Genomic DNA, 17,296 nt, shown 5'->3' on the forward strand with positions numbered 1-17,296 from the left:
TTCTGAAGGCACGAAAAAACCTGCAACTCTTGAGTTGCAGGTTTTTGAACTGGTGCGTCATCAGGGGTTCGAACCCTGGACACCCTGATTAAGAGTCAGGTGCTCTGCCAGCTGAGCTAATGACGCATATCGCTGAACGCTCAATTATATTACCACTACAGAGGGACCACGTCAACAGTTTTTTTTGAGTTTTCTCGTTAACAGGGTGTTCTGGTGATTCATATATCATTTTATTGATGAAGTGACGGACCTCAGCTGATAAAATATAGCAGTAAACTTATATGATATAAACGTGAGAAAGTCAATATCTGACGGCACAGGTTCCCGTAGAAAAGGGAAGACCGCCGTGGATGACCTGCTTGCGAGATACTTTTTTTAAAAGGAGGAACAGGAAATGAAAAAAGATCTGGGTGTAAAGCCGCTGCTGGCACCTATGCCGGTGCTGATGATCGCTACCTACAGCGAGAATGAAACTGTTGACGTAATGAACATGGCCTGGGGCGGCGTCTGCGGCTCCAAGGAAGTGGTGCTCAACATAAGCGAGGGTCACAAGACCACGGAGAACCTGAGGAAGAGAGGAGCATTCACCCTCAGCGTGGCTGATGGAGCCCATGTGAAGGAGTCTGATTTCTTCGGAATCGCTACTGGCAACAAGGACCCTGAAAAGTTCCAGCGATCCGGCATGCACGCCGTAAAAAGCGAGAAGGTAGACGCTCCTGTTGTTGAGGAGTATCCGGTGACTCTGGAGTGCAAGGTCAGCGAGATTGTCCAGGGCAAGACCTGTCTGCACGTGTACGGAGACATCCTCGGAGTGCTGGTGGACGACAGCCTTCTGGACGAAGAGGGCAACGTGGATATCAGAAAAATGGATCCACTGATCTTCGATACCTTCGGCCGCAAGTACTACAGGTACGGTGAAGAGGTTGCCGGTGCCTGGAAGGCCGGCATGGATCTGGTAGAAAAGTAGAAAACAGAGCAGCAAGGCTGCGAACGAAAGCAAATAAGAAATGAAGAAGCGTCTGTTTCCCCGAAGTGCCATGAAAATGACTAGCATGAAGGGGGCAGACGTTTTTTGCGCTTTACGTTCATAGTTTAGAATGTCGCCGGGCTGACTTTATTGTATTTTTTCAAAGTGTTCGCACAGAAGCTGAAAAGTTTCTTCGCTTAAATCGTGTTCTACAGTGCAGGCGTCATTTCTGGCAGTTTCCGGATCAACCCCAAGGGAAAGAAAAATTTTTTCCAGACACTTGTGACGCTGGTATGTCCTCCTTGCTATTTTCAATCCTTCTTCTGTGATGAGCAGCATGTTGTTGGGATCCCTGGAAACAAGGCCTCTCTCTTCCATTCTTTTTACTGAATATGAAACGCTGGGCTGAGAAACCCCCAGCTGCAAAGCTACGTCTGTGGCACGGACGTAGCCCTGGCGTTCTTTTATTATAAGTATGGCCTCCAGATAATCTTCAAAAGTCCGGTATATGCTTTTCATCTGTTCAGATCTGGACATTGCAAATAAACCTCCTCATATCAGTATCGTCCCTTTAAGTTAAACAATCTAAGTGCATAAAACCAATCTAACTTCAAATAAACAAATAAATAATAATTAAATTTACATTCTTTTGCTTAGTTATATAATTATAACAAAATTAGATGCATCTAATCAAATATCTGTTTTATTAGTTTTATTTGTTAAGGAGATGAGTTCATGCTTCCATTGTCAATGTCCAATGCAGGGGAAAAGCTGATGGTTTCCCGGGTTGGAGGAAGTCCTGAGACGAAAAAGCATCTGGAGGACCTGGGCATTGTTCCGGGCACAGAGGTGAGAGTGGTCTCGGCTCCGGGGAAGGGAAATCTTATTATCAAGGTGAAGGATTCCACCTTGGCGGTGACTTCAAAGATGGCAGAAAAAATCTTTGTAATTCTGTAGCCGGAGGTATGCGGCGAATCGCCTGTTATCTGGCAGCTCACAGGTTCAAAACTGGTACGAATCAGGCCTTCAGGGCCTGTTTATATAAAAGAACAAGGAGGGTGAGATATGAAAACGTTGAGAGATGTTCCCATAGGTCAAAGCGCTACCGTAATAAAGATTCACGGCAGCGGTGCGCTGAAGAGGCGGATCATGGACATGGGCATTACAAAGGGTACAGAGATCTATGTCCGCAAAGTGGCGCCTCTTGGAGACCCGGTGGAAGTCACAGTCAGAGGATATGAACTGTCTGTCCGCAAGGAAGATGCCGATATTCTTGAGATGAGCTGATAACCTGATACGGCTTTTTCAAAGATCTCAGAGCCCGGATCAAAAAGGGCTCACAAAAGAGAACAGTACATCAAAGCTCCCCGGGCTAAGATGAAAAACGATGAGAAAAGATGAGAAACGGGGAGAACTATAGTACAGAAAAGAGGAAGGAATGAGTATAAAAATAGCACTTGCGGGAAATCCCAATTGCGGTAAAACAACGTTGTTTAACGATCTCACCGGCAGTACCCAGTACGTGGGCAACTGGCCGGGAGTAACGGTGGAGAAGAAGGAAGGGCGCTTGTCCGGACATAAGGACGTGATTATCCAGGACCTGCCGGGAATCTACTCCCTAAGCCCCTACACAATGGAAGAGGTAGTTTCCAGAAACTATCTGGTAAATGAGAAGCCGGATGTGATTCTGAACATTGTGGACGGCACGAATATTGAGAGGAACCTTTACCTTACCACACAGCTGGTTGAGATAGGACTGCCTGTGGTCCTGGCTTTCAACATGATGGATCTTGTAAGAAAGAACGGCGACAAGATTGACACAGAAAAGCTGGGCAGGGAGCTGGGGTGTAAGACCATCGAAATCAGCGCACTCCACAGCGAGAACACGAAGAAGGCTGCAGAACTGGCTATACAGGAGGCAGAGGCCTTCAGAAAGGAACAGCTTGCAGGAGTCCACAGGGAGCTGCCCCATGTTTTCACGGGCAGCGTTGAACACGCCCTGGCCCATATCGAAGAATCAATACAGGACGCAGTGGATCCCGAAAACCTCCGCTGGTTCGCTGTAAAACTTTTTGAAAGAGACACCAAAGCAACAGAGGGGCTGCAGCTCCCGGAAGGGCTCATAAAGCATATCAACCTCCACATACAGGACTGCGAAAAAGAAATGGACGACGATGCTGAGAGCATCATCACGAACCAGAGATATACATATATTCAGGATATGGTGGCCCATACGGTAAAGAAAAAACGGGCGAAGCACGCCATGACCACTTCTGACAAGATCGACAGAGTGGTTACCAACCGCTACGCTGCACTGCCTGTTTTTGCGGGAATCATGTGGCTGGTGTATTTCATCTCCGTTACAACCCTTGGATCCTGGCTCACGGACTGGACCAATGATGTTTTCTTCGGAACATGGATAACCAACGGTGCAACTGCGGGACTTGATGCCATTGGAGCTCCGGGCTGGCTGGAGAGCCTGCTGGTTGACGGTATAATCGGCGGTGTGGGAACAGTGCTGGGATTCGTGCCTCAGATGATCCTCCTTTTCCTGTGCCTGTCCATTCTTGAAGACTCCGGATACATGGCGCGAGTGGCCTTCATCATGGATCGTATCTTCCGCCGCTTCGGACTGTCCGGAAAATCCTTCATTCCTATGCTCATAGGAACAGGCTGCGGTGTTCCGGCTATCATGGCGGCCCGTACCATAGAGAACGAAAAAGACCGCCGCATGACCATTATGCTTTCAACCTTCATGCCTTGCGGTGCCAAAATGGAAATCGTGGCAATGATGACTCTGGTCTGCTTCCCTGGAAGCAAGTTCGTTGCACCTGGCATGTATTTCCTGGGACTGGCCATCGTGATCTGCTCGGGTATCGCCCTCAAGAAGACCAGGTACTTCTCCAGCGATCCGGCACCTTTCATAATGGAACTTCCTGCATACCATATTCCTACAGTAAAGGGTGTGCTCATCCACGTATGGGAGAGAGCTAAAGCGTTTATCATCAAGGCAGGTACAATAATTTTCACCATGTGTATCGTCATCTGGTTCCTGATGCACTTCGGCCCGTCCGGTTTCCTGGCTGACGACATCGACAGCTCCTTCCTGAGGTACATCGGTGAGGTACTGAAGTGGATATTCATGCCTCTGGGATTCGGCACATGGCAGGGAGCCGTTGCCTCGGTATCCGCAGAGGTGGCAAAGGAGCAGGCTACAGCTACTCTCGGAATGCTGGCTCACGCTACCAGCGATGCAGAGATGGCTGTTGCCACCGCCATCAACGCTATGTTCGGCGGCAGCAAGCTGGTGGGAATGAGCTTCCTCCTGTTCAATATTTTCGACGCACCTTGCATGGTTGCTATCGCCACTGCATTCCGTGAGATGGGTTCAAGGAAGTGGGGATGGATCACTCTGGGATACCAGATGGGAATAGGCTATGTCCTGGCAATGTGCACATATCAGATCGGCGCATTCCTATCTGGCGGCGCCTTCACTCTGGGAACTGCCGTTGCAGTTGCATTAATCGTTGCAGCCCTTTACTTCATCTTCCGCAGAAATCCTTACAGGAAAAATAACACTCTGGATGGAGCCGTTATGGCCACAGAAGCATAAACAAAGGCGGTGAAGAAAATGAATTTTCCAAGCATTATTGTTGCACTGGTGATCGCTGTGCTGGCCGTCCTGGCCATGGGCTACAGTCTTAAGAACGGCAGTTCCTGCAAAAATTGCGGAGGAAATTGCAGTTCCTGCGGACACAGCTGCGGCACAACAGAAAAAACAAAATAACAGATGTCCGCAGCGGAGCGTTCCCTTGTGGCCTTATCCATACCCGGTTTGTACGGGAGATAGTGTAACGCACCGGATCATGCACAGAATAGAGGAATTAAGAGATGTATAAGAACGAAGTAAAAATAGATGGAATGATGTGCGGCATGTGCGAATCCCACATCGCCGATGAGCTCCGGAAGGCTTTTCCGGATGCGAAAAAGATAAAGGCGTCCAGGCGCAAGAACAACGCGGTGTTCCAGACAGGGGAGCCTGTCGATCCACAGGTAGTTCAGGAAGTCATTGAAAAGACAGGGTACCACTACATGGGATTCTCCTCTGCTGAGAAATAGAATCCTATCTGCTGTGAGACAGGTGCACAGGAGACATTTGACTTGCACTTGTTCGGTAGGGACGGAGGGTACGGCGGGATTCAGGATTTTCAAAATCTCGCTGTACTTTGCTGTACGCTGTCCAAAAAAACATAGATTTTCTGCCCCGGGATTGAAAATTTCTTGAATCCCACTGTACTTTTCAGTCCTGCAAGAAAGGAAAGAGGCATCTGTACTTCGTGTTTTCTCGAGTATATTGAGATTTCAAGAGTACAGATGCCTCTTTTTTACGTGGTTAGGTGTTACGAATACCGCGGGATTTGCAGAATTGGCAATCCCGCGGTACATTCCCACAAAAAAATCTTGTACCTTACCCTGAGATATCGGTTTTTGTAAATCTCGGGGTATTCATGGAGTCCGGACCCCGTCCATATCCCATCCTGACCCAATCAAGACTCCACCCAGATCACATCCTCACCCTATCGTGCCCCCTCCGTAACGGCGCTGTAACCTCCAGGGTATCGTGCCCCCACAACGGAATACACTGTGACTTCAAAAAGTATCACATCAAATGACACACTTACTGTGCCAAATCGCGCAAATTTGAGCACCTTGAGGCTTCTTTTTTCAGGCACGAAAAAAGCCTGCAACCCTTAAGTTGCAGGCTTTTGAACTGGTGCGTCATCAGGGGTTCGAACCCTGGACACCCTGATTAAGAGTCAGGTGCTCTGCCAGCTGAGCTAATGACGCACAAAGCCTTATTATAATAACAGCATCAGGGATAATTGTCAACAGTAAAATTTCGAAAAAGCTGGCTGATACCTTATCCAATGGAAAGCTCAGCCAGTTTATACAAATCAGATTATATCAGTGGAATCAACAGGACTGCTGCCAATTATCCACCTGGTTTATTTCAATTATGTAAGATCCACATCTATTGTAGCAATGCTCTTCAGAAGAGATTTGAAGACCCGTTCTGCAGTGCGGGTCAGGGAGTAGCGGCATTTTTCCAGAAGCCAGTTGTAAGTCAGGCCTCTGCCCAGTCCTGCCAGTGTTCTGGCCAAGGTGTACTCAGACCATTCTTCAGATATGAGTTTTTTATTCCTCGCATCTGCGCAAAGACTCAGCAGAGTTTTGAAATATAGACGCTGCTCATCGATGATAGGGCGGTCGCCGTCAGTCATAACCTCGTAGCCGTAAAGTTGAGATAAAAAATCCTTATATTTGCTATTTTCCACTGATTCCAAAGTGAATATAAGGAATTTGTATAACGTGGTTATAGGATTCTGATCTTCGGGTTGATTCTCCAGCCATCCTTCATATCCCTGATCGAAGTACCAGGCCATCTGGAACAAGAGGTCTTCCTTTGCCCGGAAGTGATGGTAAAAAGCCCCTCGGGATGTACCTGATTTTTTAATTATATCGTTGACAGTGGCGTTTTCGTATCCCACTTCCTGGAACAGTTCCCATGCAGCGTCAATTATCTTCTCTTTTGCAGTGTTCCTTGTTGATCTCAATTTTTGATGACCTCCCGTCTAACATCTAAGGATTTTATTTTAACAGCATTTGCCGTGATTTTCGTGTTTTTTTTATCTGGTCAGATACTTCAATTTATTATTGACAATCTCTTAACATTACTCTATACTGTACCAAAACATGGAACAGAATACGGAATGAAGTACTATATAAAACATACTATACTGATTTTAAAATGCAATAGTTAATCCGGAAAGGTGGCGATATTGTGATTAAACAATGGGACAATACAATTTTGCTGGAACCGGACAACAGTCCGGAATACCAGGAAAGGGCGGTGGAATTCGCCAGATTCATGGGATTCCAGACAGAAGCCGCAGAATTTCCGATAACTTCGTCAAAGTGCGGAATCAAGGTACCGGACAAGTACGAGGACTTCGGCAAGTACGAAGATTTTTCGTTGAGCATACATCCTGACGGGTATTTGGCGGCGTCAGATCAGGCCAGGCCTATGCCGGATTTTGACTGGCGTAAGGAGAAAGGACTGGAGATTCTTTTCACCAAAGGGGATCTGCTGGTGGACAGAGACCTGGATCAGCTTCCGGATGAAATGGATTTTCACCTGATCCTTGATTCTGATGAGCCTTTTCTGCTGGAAGCGGCGTGCAACCTGGCCTTTCGTTGGGGCATGGAAGTCACTGCATATAGTGGAAGGCTCCTGAGTTGCGATTTGGAGACAGAGGGAAACAAGGTCATCGTAAAGAGAGGATCCAGAGAAGAGGTCACATGGCAGAGAAATGATGACTGCATAACTGTAGTAGTGCAGGGCCGACCGGACCATCTGGTGGAATTTGTGTCCAGAATGTGTGAAAAGTTCCCGTATCAAGGCCAATTCGATGACTGGAGCGACAGGCTCCAGGAGATTGGCGAAGGCCTCCGGATGAACACATTGGATGGGCAAATGGCCTATGCAGATGCCTTTGCCAGCAGTGGACAGGCCTTCGTAGACCCTGAAATTGACATGTGCCCCGGACGTAGATCGGAAGTAGAAAAGGCTTTTCCAGATTTTTCCTTCGTAAGCTATAAAGATGAAAAGAAGGTTTACGAAAAAGAATATCACCTCTCATGGGAGGTGGACGACCTGAAGGAGCGCCTTGGAGCTTTATTGGAAAAAGAGTCCGGAGAGAACCTGAGGATCGACGTTGCGGTCAGTGAGGATGGCAGCGTAAGAGAAGATCTGAAGAAATACATCGCAGAACTCGCTCCGGAGAACATCGACGTGAGAGTCTACTGCTCATACAAACAGGGCTTTTCCTGGATACAGGACCGTGTTATCCCGGAACTCCTGACCGTAGAAAAACAAGGAGGGAAAAAGATCTCCAGGGTGGAGATAGCTTTCAAGCCGTTCCTAAAACCAGGGGAGACCGAGTGGCAGGACGAGGACGGAGCTACCCCTTCATACACGAACGTAGGAGGTAACGGGGATCCGGACAGATGGTATGATCTTCCAATCAGATACTTGCAGGAGCTCTATCCTGTAGAGGACATTTTGACTGAAAGTCTGGGTATTTCCGGCGATGACGTGGAATTCAGTGAATACAAGGGCGACCAGGACATAACATATCTTTTCAAAGCAATGAGCGAAGATGGTGATGTTCTGTGGTCAGAGATGTACAAGGCAGCATGGGATGAGAGACCTTATCTTGATGCCTATAGAGAAATGGGCCTGGTTCATCCTTCCACAGGATATATACGAATCTTCAGGGATGGAAAGCTTTCTTGCGAAGAGCACATAGAAACTGATGTTGAGAAGATTTGGGACGTCTATCAGCGCCAGATTCTGCCGGATATAAGAGAGTATGTAGACCAGAAGACTGCCGGGAGACAGGAGAAACTTCCGGACCTTCAGCCTTTCTTCAACAAACTGGAGATCCAGGTTGAGACCAGTGAGCCTAACGAACGTTTGAAATCCAGAGAAGATCTCATGTCTTCGCTGGACGGACTCCATGAAGACATGTACTTCGTGGGAACTGATTATTTCAAGAACTACGGCTACGAGAAATGCGGTGAGATAACCGACGCACCGGGACTTATCCTTCCAAGAATAAGAAAGATAAACGGCAGGGGAGCATACATAAAAGCAGCCGTGTTCGCCCAGCAGTCAGACCAGCCTGAAATAAAAACGGAAAAGTCTGTCATTACCAGGCTGGCCGATTACGACGATATGGATGTGCGCCTCAAGGGCCTTTATTCCGAAGATGGAAAAACCGTGGCATCTATTTATGTGGCTGGTGTACCTGATGAACTGGTTTCGTCCTATGCGGCTCTTATGGATAAGGGAGTGCTTTCCATAAGTCATCAGATTGACGACGTTGATGTTGTGGAATTCTTTACAGATTCAGGAAAATACAGAGCCGGTGTCAGCCCGGCAGAGATTCCGGAGAAAAATATAAACATCAGTGATGTGAACATCGCCGAAAATGAGCTCATGGGGTACGAAGAGTACTTGAACGTCATCAGGCAGCTGGAACACGTGAAAGGCCTTAATGTCTACAGAACGGCAAGATCATATAAGGGAAGGTCCATATATGCTGTTGAGTTCAGACCCGATAGAAGAGGATACGTTTCCAGGACAAAGAGGATAACCGAATACCCTGGAGAGCTTATAACATCCAGGCATCACGCTAACGAGGTGTCCAGCACCAATTCCGCTTTCATGCTCATAAAGGCTTTGCTTACGGATGACAAATACAGAGACCTTACTGAACACATGAATCTGGCAATCGTGCCTATGGAAAATGTGGACGGAGCGGCGATCCACTATGAACTTCAGAAGGATAACCCTCACTGGAAGTTCCATGTAGCAAGATTCAACGCTATTGGAAAAGAATTTTACTATGATCACTTCAAAATCCACACCATACACACTGAAGCGATGAGCCTGAGACGGCTTTTTATGAGGCTCCTTCCAGATGTAATAGTGGATAATCACGGAGTGCCTAGCCACGAGTGGGAGCAGCAGTTCTCCGGATACACATCACCTTCCTTCAAGGGGTTCTGGCTACCGAGGTCCCTGCTGTATGGATACTTTTTCCACATTGCCGGAGATGAGTACAGGAGCAGTCTGAATCTGTGTCACAGGATGGAAGATGTAATCGCAGACGCCTTCCTGGCTGACCGGGAAATCACCAGGGAGAACCTGATGTGGGCAAGGCAGTTCGAGAAATATGCACACGGCTGGATGCCTAAGCTCTTCCCGGCATCGTACTACAAGAACATGATCACCTACTGGATACCTCACGTATACGATCCGACACACAGGTACCCATCTGTCAGGTACCCATGGATACTCAGCGTGGATTATGTCAGCGAGGTGGCAGATGAAACTGCTCAGGGAGAATATCTCCACTCCTGTGCTAGAGCTCATCTGATCCATGACCTGGCAGTGGTGGACATGTTGATGAAGGCCGGCAAGGTCTACGACAACCAGGATGAGCAGGGACCTGAAAATGCTGCTGTGAAGCACGTGAGAAAGAGGCCTGTGGTCGCTCAGTAAGATTAGTATTGCCTCTCAGGAGGCCTTTAATAACCAAGGAGGGTAATTATGCATTATCTGGTATTGTTAGGAATTTTAATCGTTATTGTCGGGTTCGCCTTGAAACTTGATTCCATCCTCATCATAGTGGTGGCTTCTGTGGCTACAGCTCTGCTTGGTGGACTGGGAGTAGGCGGACTTCTGGAGACTCTGGGCACCAGCTTTGTTGCGAACCGGAGCATGGCAATTTTCATCCTCATCATGCTGGTAACAGGTACCCTGGAGAGAAACGGCCTTAAAGATGCAGCAGCTCACCTGATTGGAAAGGTTAAGAACGCATCTTCAGGCAAGGTCATTGGAGCCTACGGAATAATGAGAGGTATTTTCGCAGCCTTCAACGTAAGCTTCGGCGGCGTTGCCGGATTCGTAAGGCCGATTATCATGCCAATGGCCATCGGCGCTGTTGAGGCAGAAGGACACGAGCCTAATGAAGAGCACGTAGAGGAGCTGAAGGGTATGGCCTCCGGAATGGAGAATATCGCATGGTTCTTCTGCCAGGTGCTGTTCGTAGGCGGTGCCGGAGGACTTCTTGTTCAGTCCACACTGGCTCCTCTGGGATATGATGTGAGCCTTCTGGATCTGGCAAAGGTGGAGATTCCTGTGGCCATCTTCGCAGTGGTTGTGGGCATTGTTTACTACTATCTGAAGGACAAGAAGCTGAGGAAAAAGTATTACGGCGACGAGAAGTAGCTCGAAAGGAGAAAAAACATGTCATTCTTCACCAGTTCAGATTTCACTACAGGACAGAAGCTCCTGGAAGTGATTTATATAGTTATCGGACTGATAACACTTTATACAGGAATAAAAAATGCTCGCGACAAGGAAAATCCATCGAGATTCGGAACAGCACTGTTTTGGTGCACGCTGGGAGTTGTACTGGCCTTTGGCAGATGGATCCCTCCTAAGGCAGTGGGCGTACTGGTTCTGATCATGACCATACCTGCTATTTTCAAGAAGGTAAAGATCGGCAAGGTAGATGCACCTTCAGAAGAAAGCATGAAGGCCATGTTTGAAAAGGTAGGAATGAAAGTGTTCTTGCCAGCACTGTCCATCGGAGTTTTCGCTATTTTGTTTGCCATCTTCCTTCCTGCCATCGGTGCAATCGTGGGCATCGGAGCCGGAATAATCGTATCCATTATTCTTCTGATTGCATTCGACAGGGACAACACGCCTAAGGTGTTCCTTAACGACTCGGAGAGGCTCATGTCAGCAGTAGGACCTCTGTCTATGCTCCCTATGCTTCTGGCATCACTGGGCGCAATATTCACTGCAGCCGGAGTAGGCGATGTCATCGCATCTCTGGTAGGAAAAGTTATACCGCAAGGGAATGTGAATGTAGGCATTATCGTGTTTGCCATAGGAATGATGCTCTTTACAATCATAATGGGTAACGGTTTTGCCGCTATCACAGTAATGACTGTAGGCATTGGTGCACCTTTTGTTCTTAACTACGGTGCGAATCCGGTGGTCATCGGAATGATTGCCCTGACATGCGGATATTGCGGAACTCTCTGCACACCAATGGCAGCTAACTTCAACATCGTACCTGTAGCTATGCTGGACATGAAGGACAAGTGGGGCGTTATCAAGAACCAGATCGTTCCGGCTCTGTTCCTCATTGTATTCCAGATTATCTATATGATTATCGCCAAATAACTTTTGTAAAACCGGAAGTGAATTATCTATGGATGTATCTGACGGAAGGAAAAAAGCAATGGAAGAGAATGCGGCCATCATCGGAAGAAGGTGGCTGCATCTCCGCTGGAAGGACAAGGTTCTTATAGTAACTACAAACAAGGACTATCTTGTGGCCAGAATCATGCAGAAAGCATTTCGCAGCTATGCCTCATCTGTGGAGATAATGATATGTCCTGACAGCGGCAAGACTACCTCAGTCTATTTTGACGAAAGAGAAGATATTTTCGATCCATATGATGTGGTGGTAGGTGCTACTGCATATTCCATAGTTACAACTACATCTGTAAAAAGAATGATACAGAGGGGCGGCAGATTCCTTTCATTTCCTTGCTCCACTAACGACGGCCGGTACGTACTTGAGTATTCCTTTTTGAAAATGGACACCGGCAAGAGCAAACTGATGGCTGAGATATTTAAGAAGTACCTGGATGACGCAACTCTGGTCAGAGTCGCCACACCAGGGGGGTCGGAACTGACTTTTTCCAAGAAAGACAGGACTCCAGGTTTCTTTAACGGAGACGTGAGAGCTGGAAAAGGATTTTCCTCATCTTCCATTGAGGTCTATGTGCCTATTGAAGAAACGAAGACCGAGGGGGTCATGGTGGTGGATGGTTCTCTTGGTTACATCGGACGGGTTGACGAGCCCTTCAGAATTGTGATACATGAAGGGAAGATTACAGAAATACAGGAGACAAAGGACGGTCTCAGGCTTAGGAAATATCTAGAGAGCTACAATGATCCAGATATGTATGTTGCCGGCGAGCTGGGAATCGGCCTGAATTCCCTTAGCTGCTGCACAGGCAACTGCTACATAGAGGACGAGTCTGCCTACGGAACTTTTCACATCGGGTTCGGCAGGAATATCGCCTTGGGAGGGGTTCATGAGGCCTCTGGACACTTCGACTTGATAGCCAGGAAGCCCGATTTGTACGCAGACAACAGGAAGCTGATTTCTACGGGAAGAATAATCGTGCCACAGCCTCAGGTTTATTAGATAAGTGGAGGGTTCCAGGTCTCTCGTATTTCAGGTGATTTACGTTTGAGAGAAAGGAAGTAACAATGAAAATATTGATTACGGGTTTTGATCCCTTTGGAGGAGAGACAATCAATCCCGCCTATGAAGCAGTGAAAAAACTGCCTGATGTTATTGATGGCGCTGAGATTGTGAAAGTGGAGGTGCCGACGGTTTTTGGCCTGGACGGACAGGTTCTTAAAGAAAAAGTGGCGGCTTTCAGGCCTGACGGAGTAATCTGCGTAGGACAGGCCGGTGGGAGAAATGGAATTACCCCGGAAAAGGTGGCCATTAACCTGATGGAGGCCAGGATCCCTGACAACAAGGGAAACCAGCCTTTTGACAAGAATGTGGAAGAAGATGGACCCGCTGCTTATTTTACGTCTCTTCCTGTAAAGGCCATGGTGAAGAGCATGAAGGATGCTGGAATACCAGCTTCGGTTTCATATACAGCGGGGACATTCGTGTGCAACGATTTGATGTATCGCCTTTTGCACTTAATCAACACAGAATATCCGGAAATGAAAGGCGGATTTATTCATGTGCCTTTCCTGCCCCAGCAGACAGTTAACATCAAAGGTGGTGCGCCAAGCATGTCTGCAGAAGACATTGCTGCGGGACTGAAGGCAGCAGTTGAGACTTTCATAAAAGATCTGAAAAGTCTTCCTCTGGAAGGGGATGAAACCGCAGGGATTACCCATTAGCATGCGGCAATAAGATGACTTCGTTTATTGGCAAGTAACATAAATGCTGCATGCAGGCGCGTTAAAGAGTCCTGCCTTTGAATTAGTTATGAGCTGTTGTTCCATAATATAAGAAAAAGGAGTTGCTGCTTAACGCCGCATCTCTTTTTTCTTGATTTGAGAATCCCCCCATCTCATGGGAATCTGAACACAATTCCTGATAACTGGCCCAATTTCCTATGTGAGGTGGTATAATATGGATTCACCGTGCCGGATTTAGTCCGGCGGATAATTCTGATAATTGGAGGAATGAATGGTAAGATTTTTCATTGCCCTGTGGGCATCCAAGTTTGCTGCCTGGGTGTACAAACTGAGGGGACAGGAAAGAAACGACAGACCGGGGCTGCTGGCATGCAAGATATGCCCTGATTTTCTGGCCAGGATTAACAAACCGGGCCTTGTGATTGCCATAACAGGCACTAACGGAAAGACCACTACCAGCACTCTCGTCACAGATAAGCTGAGAGACGCAGGTTACACAGTAAGCTTCAACGACTGGGGCGCAAATCTTTCTGCCGGTTTCTGCTTTAATCTCATGAGGGCAGTTAATATTTTCAACAAGCCGAGAATGGATGCATCAGTTCTGGAGGCAGACGAAAAGTCTCTGGCAGATGCCATGACCATGATCAAGCCGGACTTTATTCTTGTAACAAATATCTGCAAGGATTCCTTGAGAAGAAATGGTCATCCGGAATATATCTTTGACTGCATAAAGAGGACTTTCGAGAATCTGGGGGATCAGACCACGGCGATTCTCAATGCCAATGATCCAATAAGCTCACAGCTTACTCAGGGAACGAAGACAAAGACCGTCTATTACGGCATGGCAGATATGGGCCTGAATCCATATGAGAACATTGTAAAAGACATAACCGTATGCCCTAAGTGCGGAAGCTTCATCAAGTATAATTACAGGTTCTACCGCCATCTGGGGGATTTCTACTGTGAGAATCCTGAATGTGATTTCAGAACCCCGGAAGCAGACTTCTATGCAGAGTCCTTTGATCTGGATAACAGGAAGGTCAAGATCAGGGAGAAGGGAGAAGTGACAACCTATCCGCTGATCTCGGACACAGTTTTCAACGTCTTTAACGTAGTATCTGCTGTGGCAGTTCTCAGATCTGCAGGCCAGAAGAAAGAGGACATCAGCGACTTCCTGTCCAGGCAGAAGGTTACGGAAATCCGTGAGACCTACAAGGAGTTTAATGGAATCCGTTACTACGCATACGGAACTAAGAGCCAGAACGTCAGCGCTGCTTCCACTGTCTTTGAATATATGGCCAAGGAGCCATCTGCCAAGGACGTGGTTTTCTGTCTGGATGAAGCTCAGGACAAGAACCACCCTACGGAAACTCTGACCTGGCTTTACGAAACAGACTACGAGGCCCTGAACAGTCCTAATATCAAAAAGATTATTGTGGGAGGTCACATGTACCTGAACCACAAGCTGAGACTTCTGCTGGCCGGCATACCGGAGGAAAAAATCGTGGCAGTAGAGGATGATTCTCTGGTGCCTCAGTACGTGGACACAGAGGGCATAGAAAGAGTCTATGTTCTCTACGAAATAGACTTCGTAACCAAGGGCAAGACCTGGCGAGACAATATTTACAAGAGAGCCCTGGAACTTGCCGGTGAAACGGAAGCAGCAGCCCATGTGGGCCATGCTTCCACCTTCGAAGGGGACAAGGTTAATGAAAGGGGGGACAACTAATGAAAAATATTGAGCTGTTATACCCCGAGTATTGCAACATCTACGGTGAGAGTTACAGCATTGAGTATCTCAGCAGATGCAGCTCTGATATAAACGTAATCAGAACTAACAACAGAGAAACTCCCGCCTTTGTGGACCGGGATGTAGATATGATCTATCTGGGCTGCAGTCCTGAGAGAAAACAGGAACACATCATCAGCCTCCTCATGCCTTATAAGGACAGAATAAGAGAGCTTATTGACAAGGGTACATTGTTCCTGATTACAGGAAATGCCATTGAGATTTTCGGAGAATCAATTACTGACGGAGACAGGGTAATTCCCGCACTGGGTATCTTTGATTTTACAGCTACCAGATACATGAACAGGGAGCGCCACAACTCTCAGTACATAGGAACTTTCGTAAACGATGAAGGGGAAGAGATGACCATGCTGGGTCACAGAAGCCAGTTCTCCTTTGCCTATGGAGACTTCAGCCACAAGAAATGGCTGGATATCAGCATCGGTATTGGAATGAACCCTGATACAAAGGATGAAGGAATCCACTACAATAATTTCTTCGCCACTTATTCCCTGGGTCCATGCCTCATAATGAATCCGCCTTTTGCAAAGTATCTTCTTCGCAAGCTGGGACTGGATGATACACTCCTTTTTGAAAAAGAAGCAATGGAAGCCTATGAATACAGAAAGGCTGAGCTTATCCGGACTCTGGGATAAGGTTCTGGTATAAACCGGGACAAAACAAACCCAGCTCAAGATGCTTAAGAGCTGAGTAAAATAAAGAAACTGATACAGGGTGCCCATTTGAAAAAAATGAGCACCCTGTTAATTTATTGCGTATTACTCCCCAGGAATCAGAAATCCTGGATCTGTTTGCCTGAACTGGTTCTATTCTTTTGAAGATGACCCGTTCATAATTCCTTCAAATATGTGTCTCATTCCCTTTCCGTCAGGATGCTGGGCCGGGAAACTGAAGAAGGCGTGAGCCGGGTATTCGTTTCCTTCAATGAGGCAAACACCCTTTGTAGAGATGGCCACATCCCATCCAACGTATCTGATTTCAGGAACTACAGTGGCAGCCTTGAGAACCGTTTCCTTTACTTCATGGCAGAAAGGAATTTTGAATCCGGTAATGGATTCTCCGGTAATAGGATGTTTGCTGAAAACATCGTTGTTGCCGTCAACGGCAGGGTAAGTTACAAGGCCGGTATCAAGGTCAACAGGGGCTACCATTCCACCGCTGCAGAAGTTGTCCACGTCTCCCCCTCTTCCTATTCTCAGGAAGGCAGCCAGAATGTGGGGACCGTCTTCTCCCAGGAAGGTCAGAGCCCTTACGGTGTTTACGCTGCTGGAATTAAGGGAGGCCATTTCCGGAACCTGTATTATCTTTTCCTCTGCGATGCAAGGTATCATTTTAAGGCACTTTTCAAAAGTCTCTGCCTCGGCAGGCTGAATGCTTACTCCGTCTCCGCCCATTCCGCCGGCAGGTTTGATGACAATCTGGTCTTTTCCCTGAATCAGCTCCATAAACTTGTCTCTGTCAGCTTCACTTCTTACGACCATCCAGTCCCGCTTCATGTAGTCGGCAAATTTAGTGTCGAAGTCAGCCTTGTCATTGAAAAAATGATAATACGCCGGGTCGTTGTATTTCACTACGTAGGAGTTGTTTACGCCTCTTGTGATTACATCGGCCTTCTGCTCAGGAGTCATGTTGTACATGCCTGCGCTGATATAGTCTGTGTATCCTGCCTGGTATTTAAGGCCTGTTCCGATTACATCAAAAAACAGTGAGACCTTGTTCCTGCCTGACTTCTTGTGCGCCGTATTGATGGCGTCAAAAAACTGACCGTAGTCCATGCTTTTGATCCGTCCAAGAAGATATTTAGCTTTGCCCATTTGATTCCTCCAGTAAATTTAAGTAGATTCTTATATATTATAATCAAATTGTGAGAGTCTTCAGTAAAAAAACATTGTATATCATAATACACGCATTCCGT

The 17,296-nt window shown here is 47.2% G+C and carries 16 protein-coding genes and 2 tRNA genes; 13 read left to right on the forward strand and 5 right to left on the reverse strand.

Annotated elements, in window-relative coordinates:
- Window positions 1–50: 50 nt before the first annotated feature.
- Window positions 51–126, reverse strand: a tRNA-Lys gene (locus FYJ66_RS02900).
- Window positions 127–394: 268 nt separating this feature from the next.
- On the opposite strand from FYJ66_RS02900, the gene FYJ66_RS02905 reads away from it, so the two are divergent.
- The gene (locus FYJ66_RS02905; protein WP_154572010.1) at window positions 395–967 is read left to right on the forward strand and encodes a flavin reductase family protein; all 573 of its coding nucleotides are present in this window, start codon (window positions 395–397) and stop codon (window positions 965–967) included.
- 147 nt (window positions 968–1,114) lie between these two features.
- Here the strand turns inward: FYJ66_RS02905 and FYJ66_RS02910 are convergent, their stop codons facing one another.
- Entirely contained in the window at window positions 1,115–1,504 is a 390-nt protein-coding gene (locus tag FYJ66_RS02910; protein WP_235897333.1) for a metal-dependent transcriptional regulator, read from the reverse strand.
- Window positions 1,505–1,702: 198 nt separating this feature from the next.
- On the opposite strand from FYJ66_RS02910, the gene FYJ66_RS02915 reads away from it, so the two are divergent.
- The 5 genes from FYJ66_RS02915 to FYJ66_RS02935 all read left to right on the forward strand — a co-directional run bounded on the left by FYJ66_RS02915 (window position 1,703) and on the right by FYJ66_RS02935 (window position 5,086).
- Complete coding sequence (locus tag FYJ66_RS02915) at window positions 1,703–1,924, forward strand: FeoA family protein (protein ID WP_154572011.1); 222 nt, start codon at window positions 1,703–1,705, stop codon at window positions 1,922–1,924.
- Between the two features lie 108 nt (window positions 1,925–2,032).
- On the forward strand, window positions 2,033–2,254 hold the full coding sequence (locus FYJ66_RS02920; RefSeq protein ID WP_154572012.1) for a FeoA family protein: 222 nt from the start codon (window positions 2,033–2,035) through the stop codon (window positions 2,252–2,254).
- A gap of 151 nt (window positions 2,255–2,405) precedes the next feature.
- Window positions 2,406–4,580: a ferrous iron transport protein B gene (feoB, locus tag FYJ66_RS02925; protein WP_154572013.1), complete on the forward strand. Its 2,175-nt coding sequence runs from the start codon at window positions 2,406–2,408 to the stop codon at window positions 4,578–4,580.
- An 18-nt stretch (window positions 4,581–4,598) separates the two neighbouring features.
- Window positions 4,599–4,754 (forward strand): FeoB-associated Cys-rich membrane protein, encoded by a 156-nt coding sequence (locus FYJ66_RS02930; protein WP_154572014.1) that lies wholly within the window; start codon window positions 4,599–4,601, stop codon window positions 4,752–4,754.
- 104 nt (window positions 4,755–4,858) lie between these two features.
- Complete coding sequence (locus FYJ66_RS02935) at window positions 4,859–5,086, forward strand: heavy-metal-associated domain-containing protein (RefSeq protein ID WP_154572015.1); 228 nt, start codon at window positions 4,859–4,861, stop codon at window positions 5,084–5,086.
- 653 nt (window positions 5,087–5,739) lie between these two features.
- Here the strand turns inward: FYJ66_RS02935 and FYJ66_RS02940 are convergent.
- Window positions 5,740–5,815, reverse strand: a tRNA-Lys gene (locus tag FYJ66_RS02940).
- A gap of 167 nt (window positions 5,816–5,982) precedes the next feature.
- Window positions 5,983–6,582 carry a TetR/AcrR family transcriptional regulator gene (locus FYJ66_RS02945; RefSeq protein ID WP_154572016.1) on the reverse strand — a complete coding sequence of 200 codons (600 nt, stop codon included), beginning with the start codon at window positions 6,580–6,582 and terminating at the stop codon, window positions 5,983–5,985.
- Window positions 6,583–6,809: 227 nt separating this feature from the next.
- On the opposite strand from FYJ66_RS02945, the gene FYJ66_RS09400 reads away from it, so the two are divergent.
- The 7 genes from FYJ66_RS09400 to FYJ66_RS02980 all read left to right on the forward strand — a co-directional run bounded on the left by FYJ66_RS09400 (window position 6,810) and on the right by FYJ66_RS02980 (window position 16,016).
- Entirely contained in the window at window positions 6,810–10,097 is a 3,288-nt protein-coding gene (locus FYJ66_RS09400) for a M14 family zinc carboxypeptidase (protein WP_154572017.1), read from the forward strand.
- A gap of 48 nt (window positions 10,098–10,145) precedes the next feature.
- Window positions 10,146–10,826, forward strand: coding sequence for a DUF969 domain-containing protein (locus tag FYJ66_RS02955; RefSeq protein WP_154572018.1), 681 nt, complete (start codon window positions 10,146–10,148; stop codon window positions 10,824–10,826).
- Window positions 10,827–10,844: 18 nt separating this feature from the next.
- The gene (locus FYJ66_RS02960; protein ID WP_154572019.1) at window positions 10,845–11,792 is read left to right on the forward strand and encodes a DUF979 domain-containing protein; all 948 of its coding nucleotides are present in this window, start codon (window positions 10,845–10,847) and stop codon (window positions 11,790–11,792) included.
- A 28-nt stretch (window positions 11,793–11,820) separates the two neighbouring features.
- Window positions 11,821–12,828 carry a 2,5-dihydroxypyridine 5,6-dioxygenase NicX family protein gene (locus tag FYJ66_RS02965; protein WP_235897334.1) on the forward strand — a complete coding sequence of 336 codons (1,008 nt, stop codon included), beginning with the start codon at window positions 11,821–11,823 and terminating at the stop codon, window positions 12,826–12,828.
- Window positions 12,829–12,893: 65 nt separating this feature from the next.
- Window positions 12,894–13,550, forward strand: a complete 657-nt coding sequence (gene pcp / locus FYJ66_RS02970; protein WP_154572020.1) for a pyroglutamyl-peptidase I — start codon at window positions 12,894–12,896, stop codon at window positions 13,548–13,550.
- Between the two features lie 292 nt (window positions 13,551–13,842).
- Window positions 13,843–15,300 carry a MurT ligase domain-containing protein gene (locus FYJ66_RS02975; RefSeq protein ID WP_154572021.1) on the forward strand — a complete coding sequence of 486 codons (1,458 nt, stop codon included), beginning with the start codon at window positions 13,843–13,845 and terminating at the stop codon, window positions 15,298–15,300.
- A complete protein-coding gene (locus FYJ66_RS02980) occupies window positions 15,300–16,016 on the forward strand; it encodes a hypothetical protein (RefSeq protein WP_154572022.1) in 717 nt (238 codons plus the stop codon). Before FYJ66_RS02975 ends, FYJ66_RS02980 begins: the two co-directional genes overlap by 1 nt.
- 171 nt (window positions 16,017–16,187) lie before the next feature.
- On the opposite strand, the gene FYJ66_RS02985 is transcribed toward FYJ66_RS02980, so the two are convergent.
- On the reverse strand, window positions 16,188–17,195 hold the full coding sequence (locus tag FYJ66_RS02985) for a sugar-transfer associated ATP-grasp domain-containing protein (protein ID WP_154572023.1): 1,008 nt from the start codon (window positions 17,193–17,195) through the stop codon (window positions 16,188–16,190).
- Window positions 17,196–17,296 lie beyond the last annotated feature (101 nt).

This window comes from Allobaileyella intestinalis (genome assembly GCF_009695865.1).
Taxonomy (GTDB): Bacteria; Bacillota; Clostridia; order Peptostreptococcales; family Anaerovoracaceae; genus Allobaileyella; species Allobaileyella intestinalis.

Excerpts from the sequence above, each read along its gene's own strand:
- FYJ66_RS02905 (WP_154572010.1), top strand. The coding sequence starts at position 395 with ATGAAAAAAGATCTGGGTGTAAAGCCGCTGCTGGCACCTATGCCGGTG.
- FYJ66_RS02910 (WP_235897333.1), bottom strand. The coding sequence starts at position 1,504 with ATGTCCAGATCTGAACAGATGAAAAGCATATACCGGACTTTTGAAGAT.
- FYJ66_RS02915 (WP_154572011.1), top strand. The coding sequence starts at position 1,703 with ATGCTTCCATTGTCAATGTCCAATGCAGGGGAAAAGCTGATGGTTTCC.
- FYJ66_RS02920 (WP_154572012.1), top strand. The coding sequence starts at position 2,033 with ATGAAAACGTTGAGAGATGTTCCCATAGGTCAAAGCGCTACCGTAATA.
- feoB (WP_154572013.1), top strand. The coding sequence starts at position 2,406 with ATGAGTATAAAAATAGCACTTGCGGGAAATCCCAATTGCGGTAAAACA.
- FYJ66_RS02930 (WP_154572014.1), top strand. The coding sequence starts at position 4,599 with ATGAATTTTCCAAGCATTATTGTTGCACTGGTGATCGCTGTGCTGGCC.
- FYJ66_RS02935 (WP_154572015.1), top strand. The coding sequence starts at position 4,859 with ATGTATAAGAACGAAGTAAAAATAGATGGAATGATGTGCGGCATGTGC.
- FYJ66_RS02955 (WP_154572018.1), top strand. The coding sequence starts at position 10,146 with ATGCATTATCTGGTATTGTTAGGAATTTTAATCGTTATTGTCGGGTTC.
- FYJ66_RS02960 (WP_154572019.1), top strand. The coding sequence starts at position 10,845 with ATGTCATTCTTCACCAGTTCAGATTTCACTACAGGACAGAAGCTCCTG.
- FYJ66_RS02965 (WP_235897334.1), top strand. The coding sequence starts at position 11,821 with ATGGATGTATCTGACGGAAGGAAAAAAGCAATGGAAGAGAATGCGGCC.
- pcp (WP_154572020.1), top strand. The coding sequence starts at position 12,894 with ATGAAAATATTGATTACGGGTTTTGATCCCTTTGGAGGAGAGACAATC.
- FYJ66_RS02975 (WP_154572021.1), top strand. The coding sequence starts at position 13,843 with ATGGTAAGATTTTTCATTGCCCTGTGGGCATCCAAGTTTGCTGCCTGG.
- FYJ66_RS02980 (WP_154572022.1), top strand. The coding sequence starts at position 15,300 with ATGAAAAATATTGAGCTGTTATACCCCGAGTATTGCAACATCTACGGT.
- FYJ66_RS02985 (WP_154572023.1), bottom strand. The coding sequence starts at position 17,195 with ATGGGCAAAGCTAAATATCTTCTTGGACGGATCAAAAGCATGGACTAC.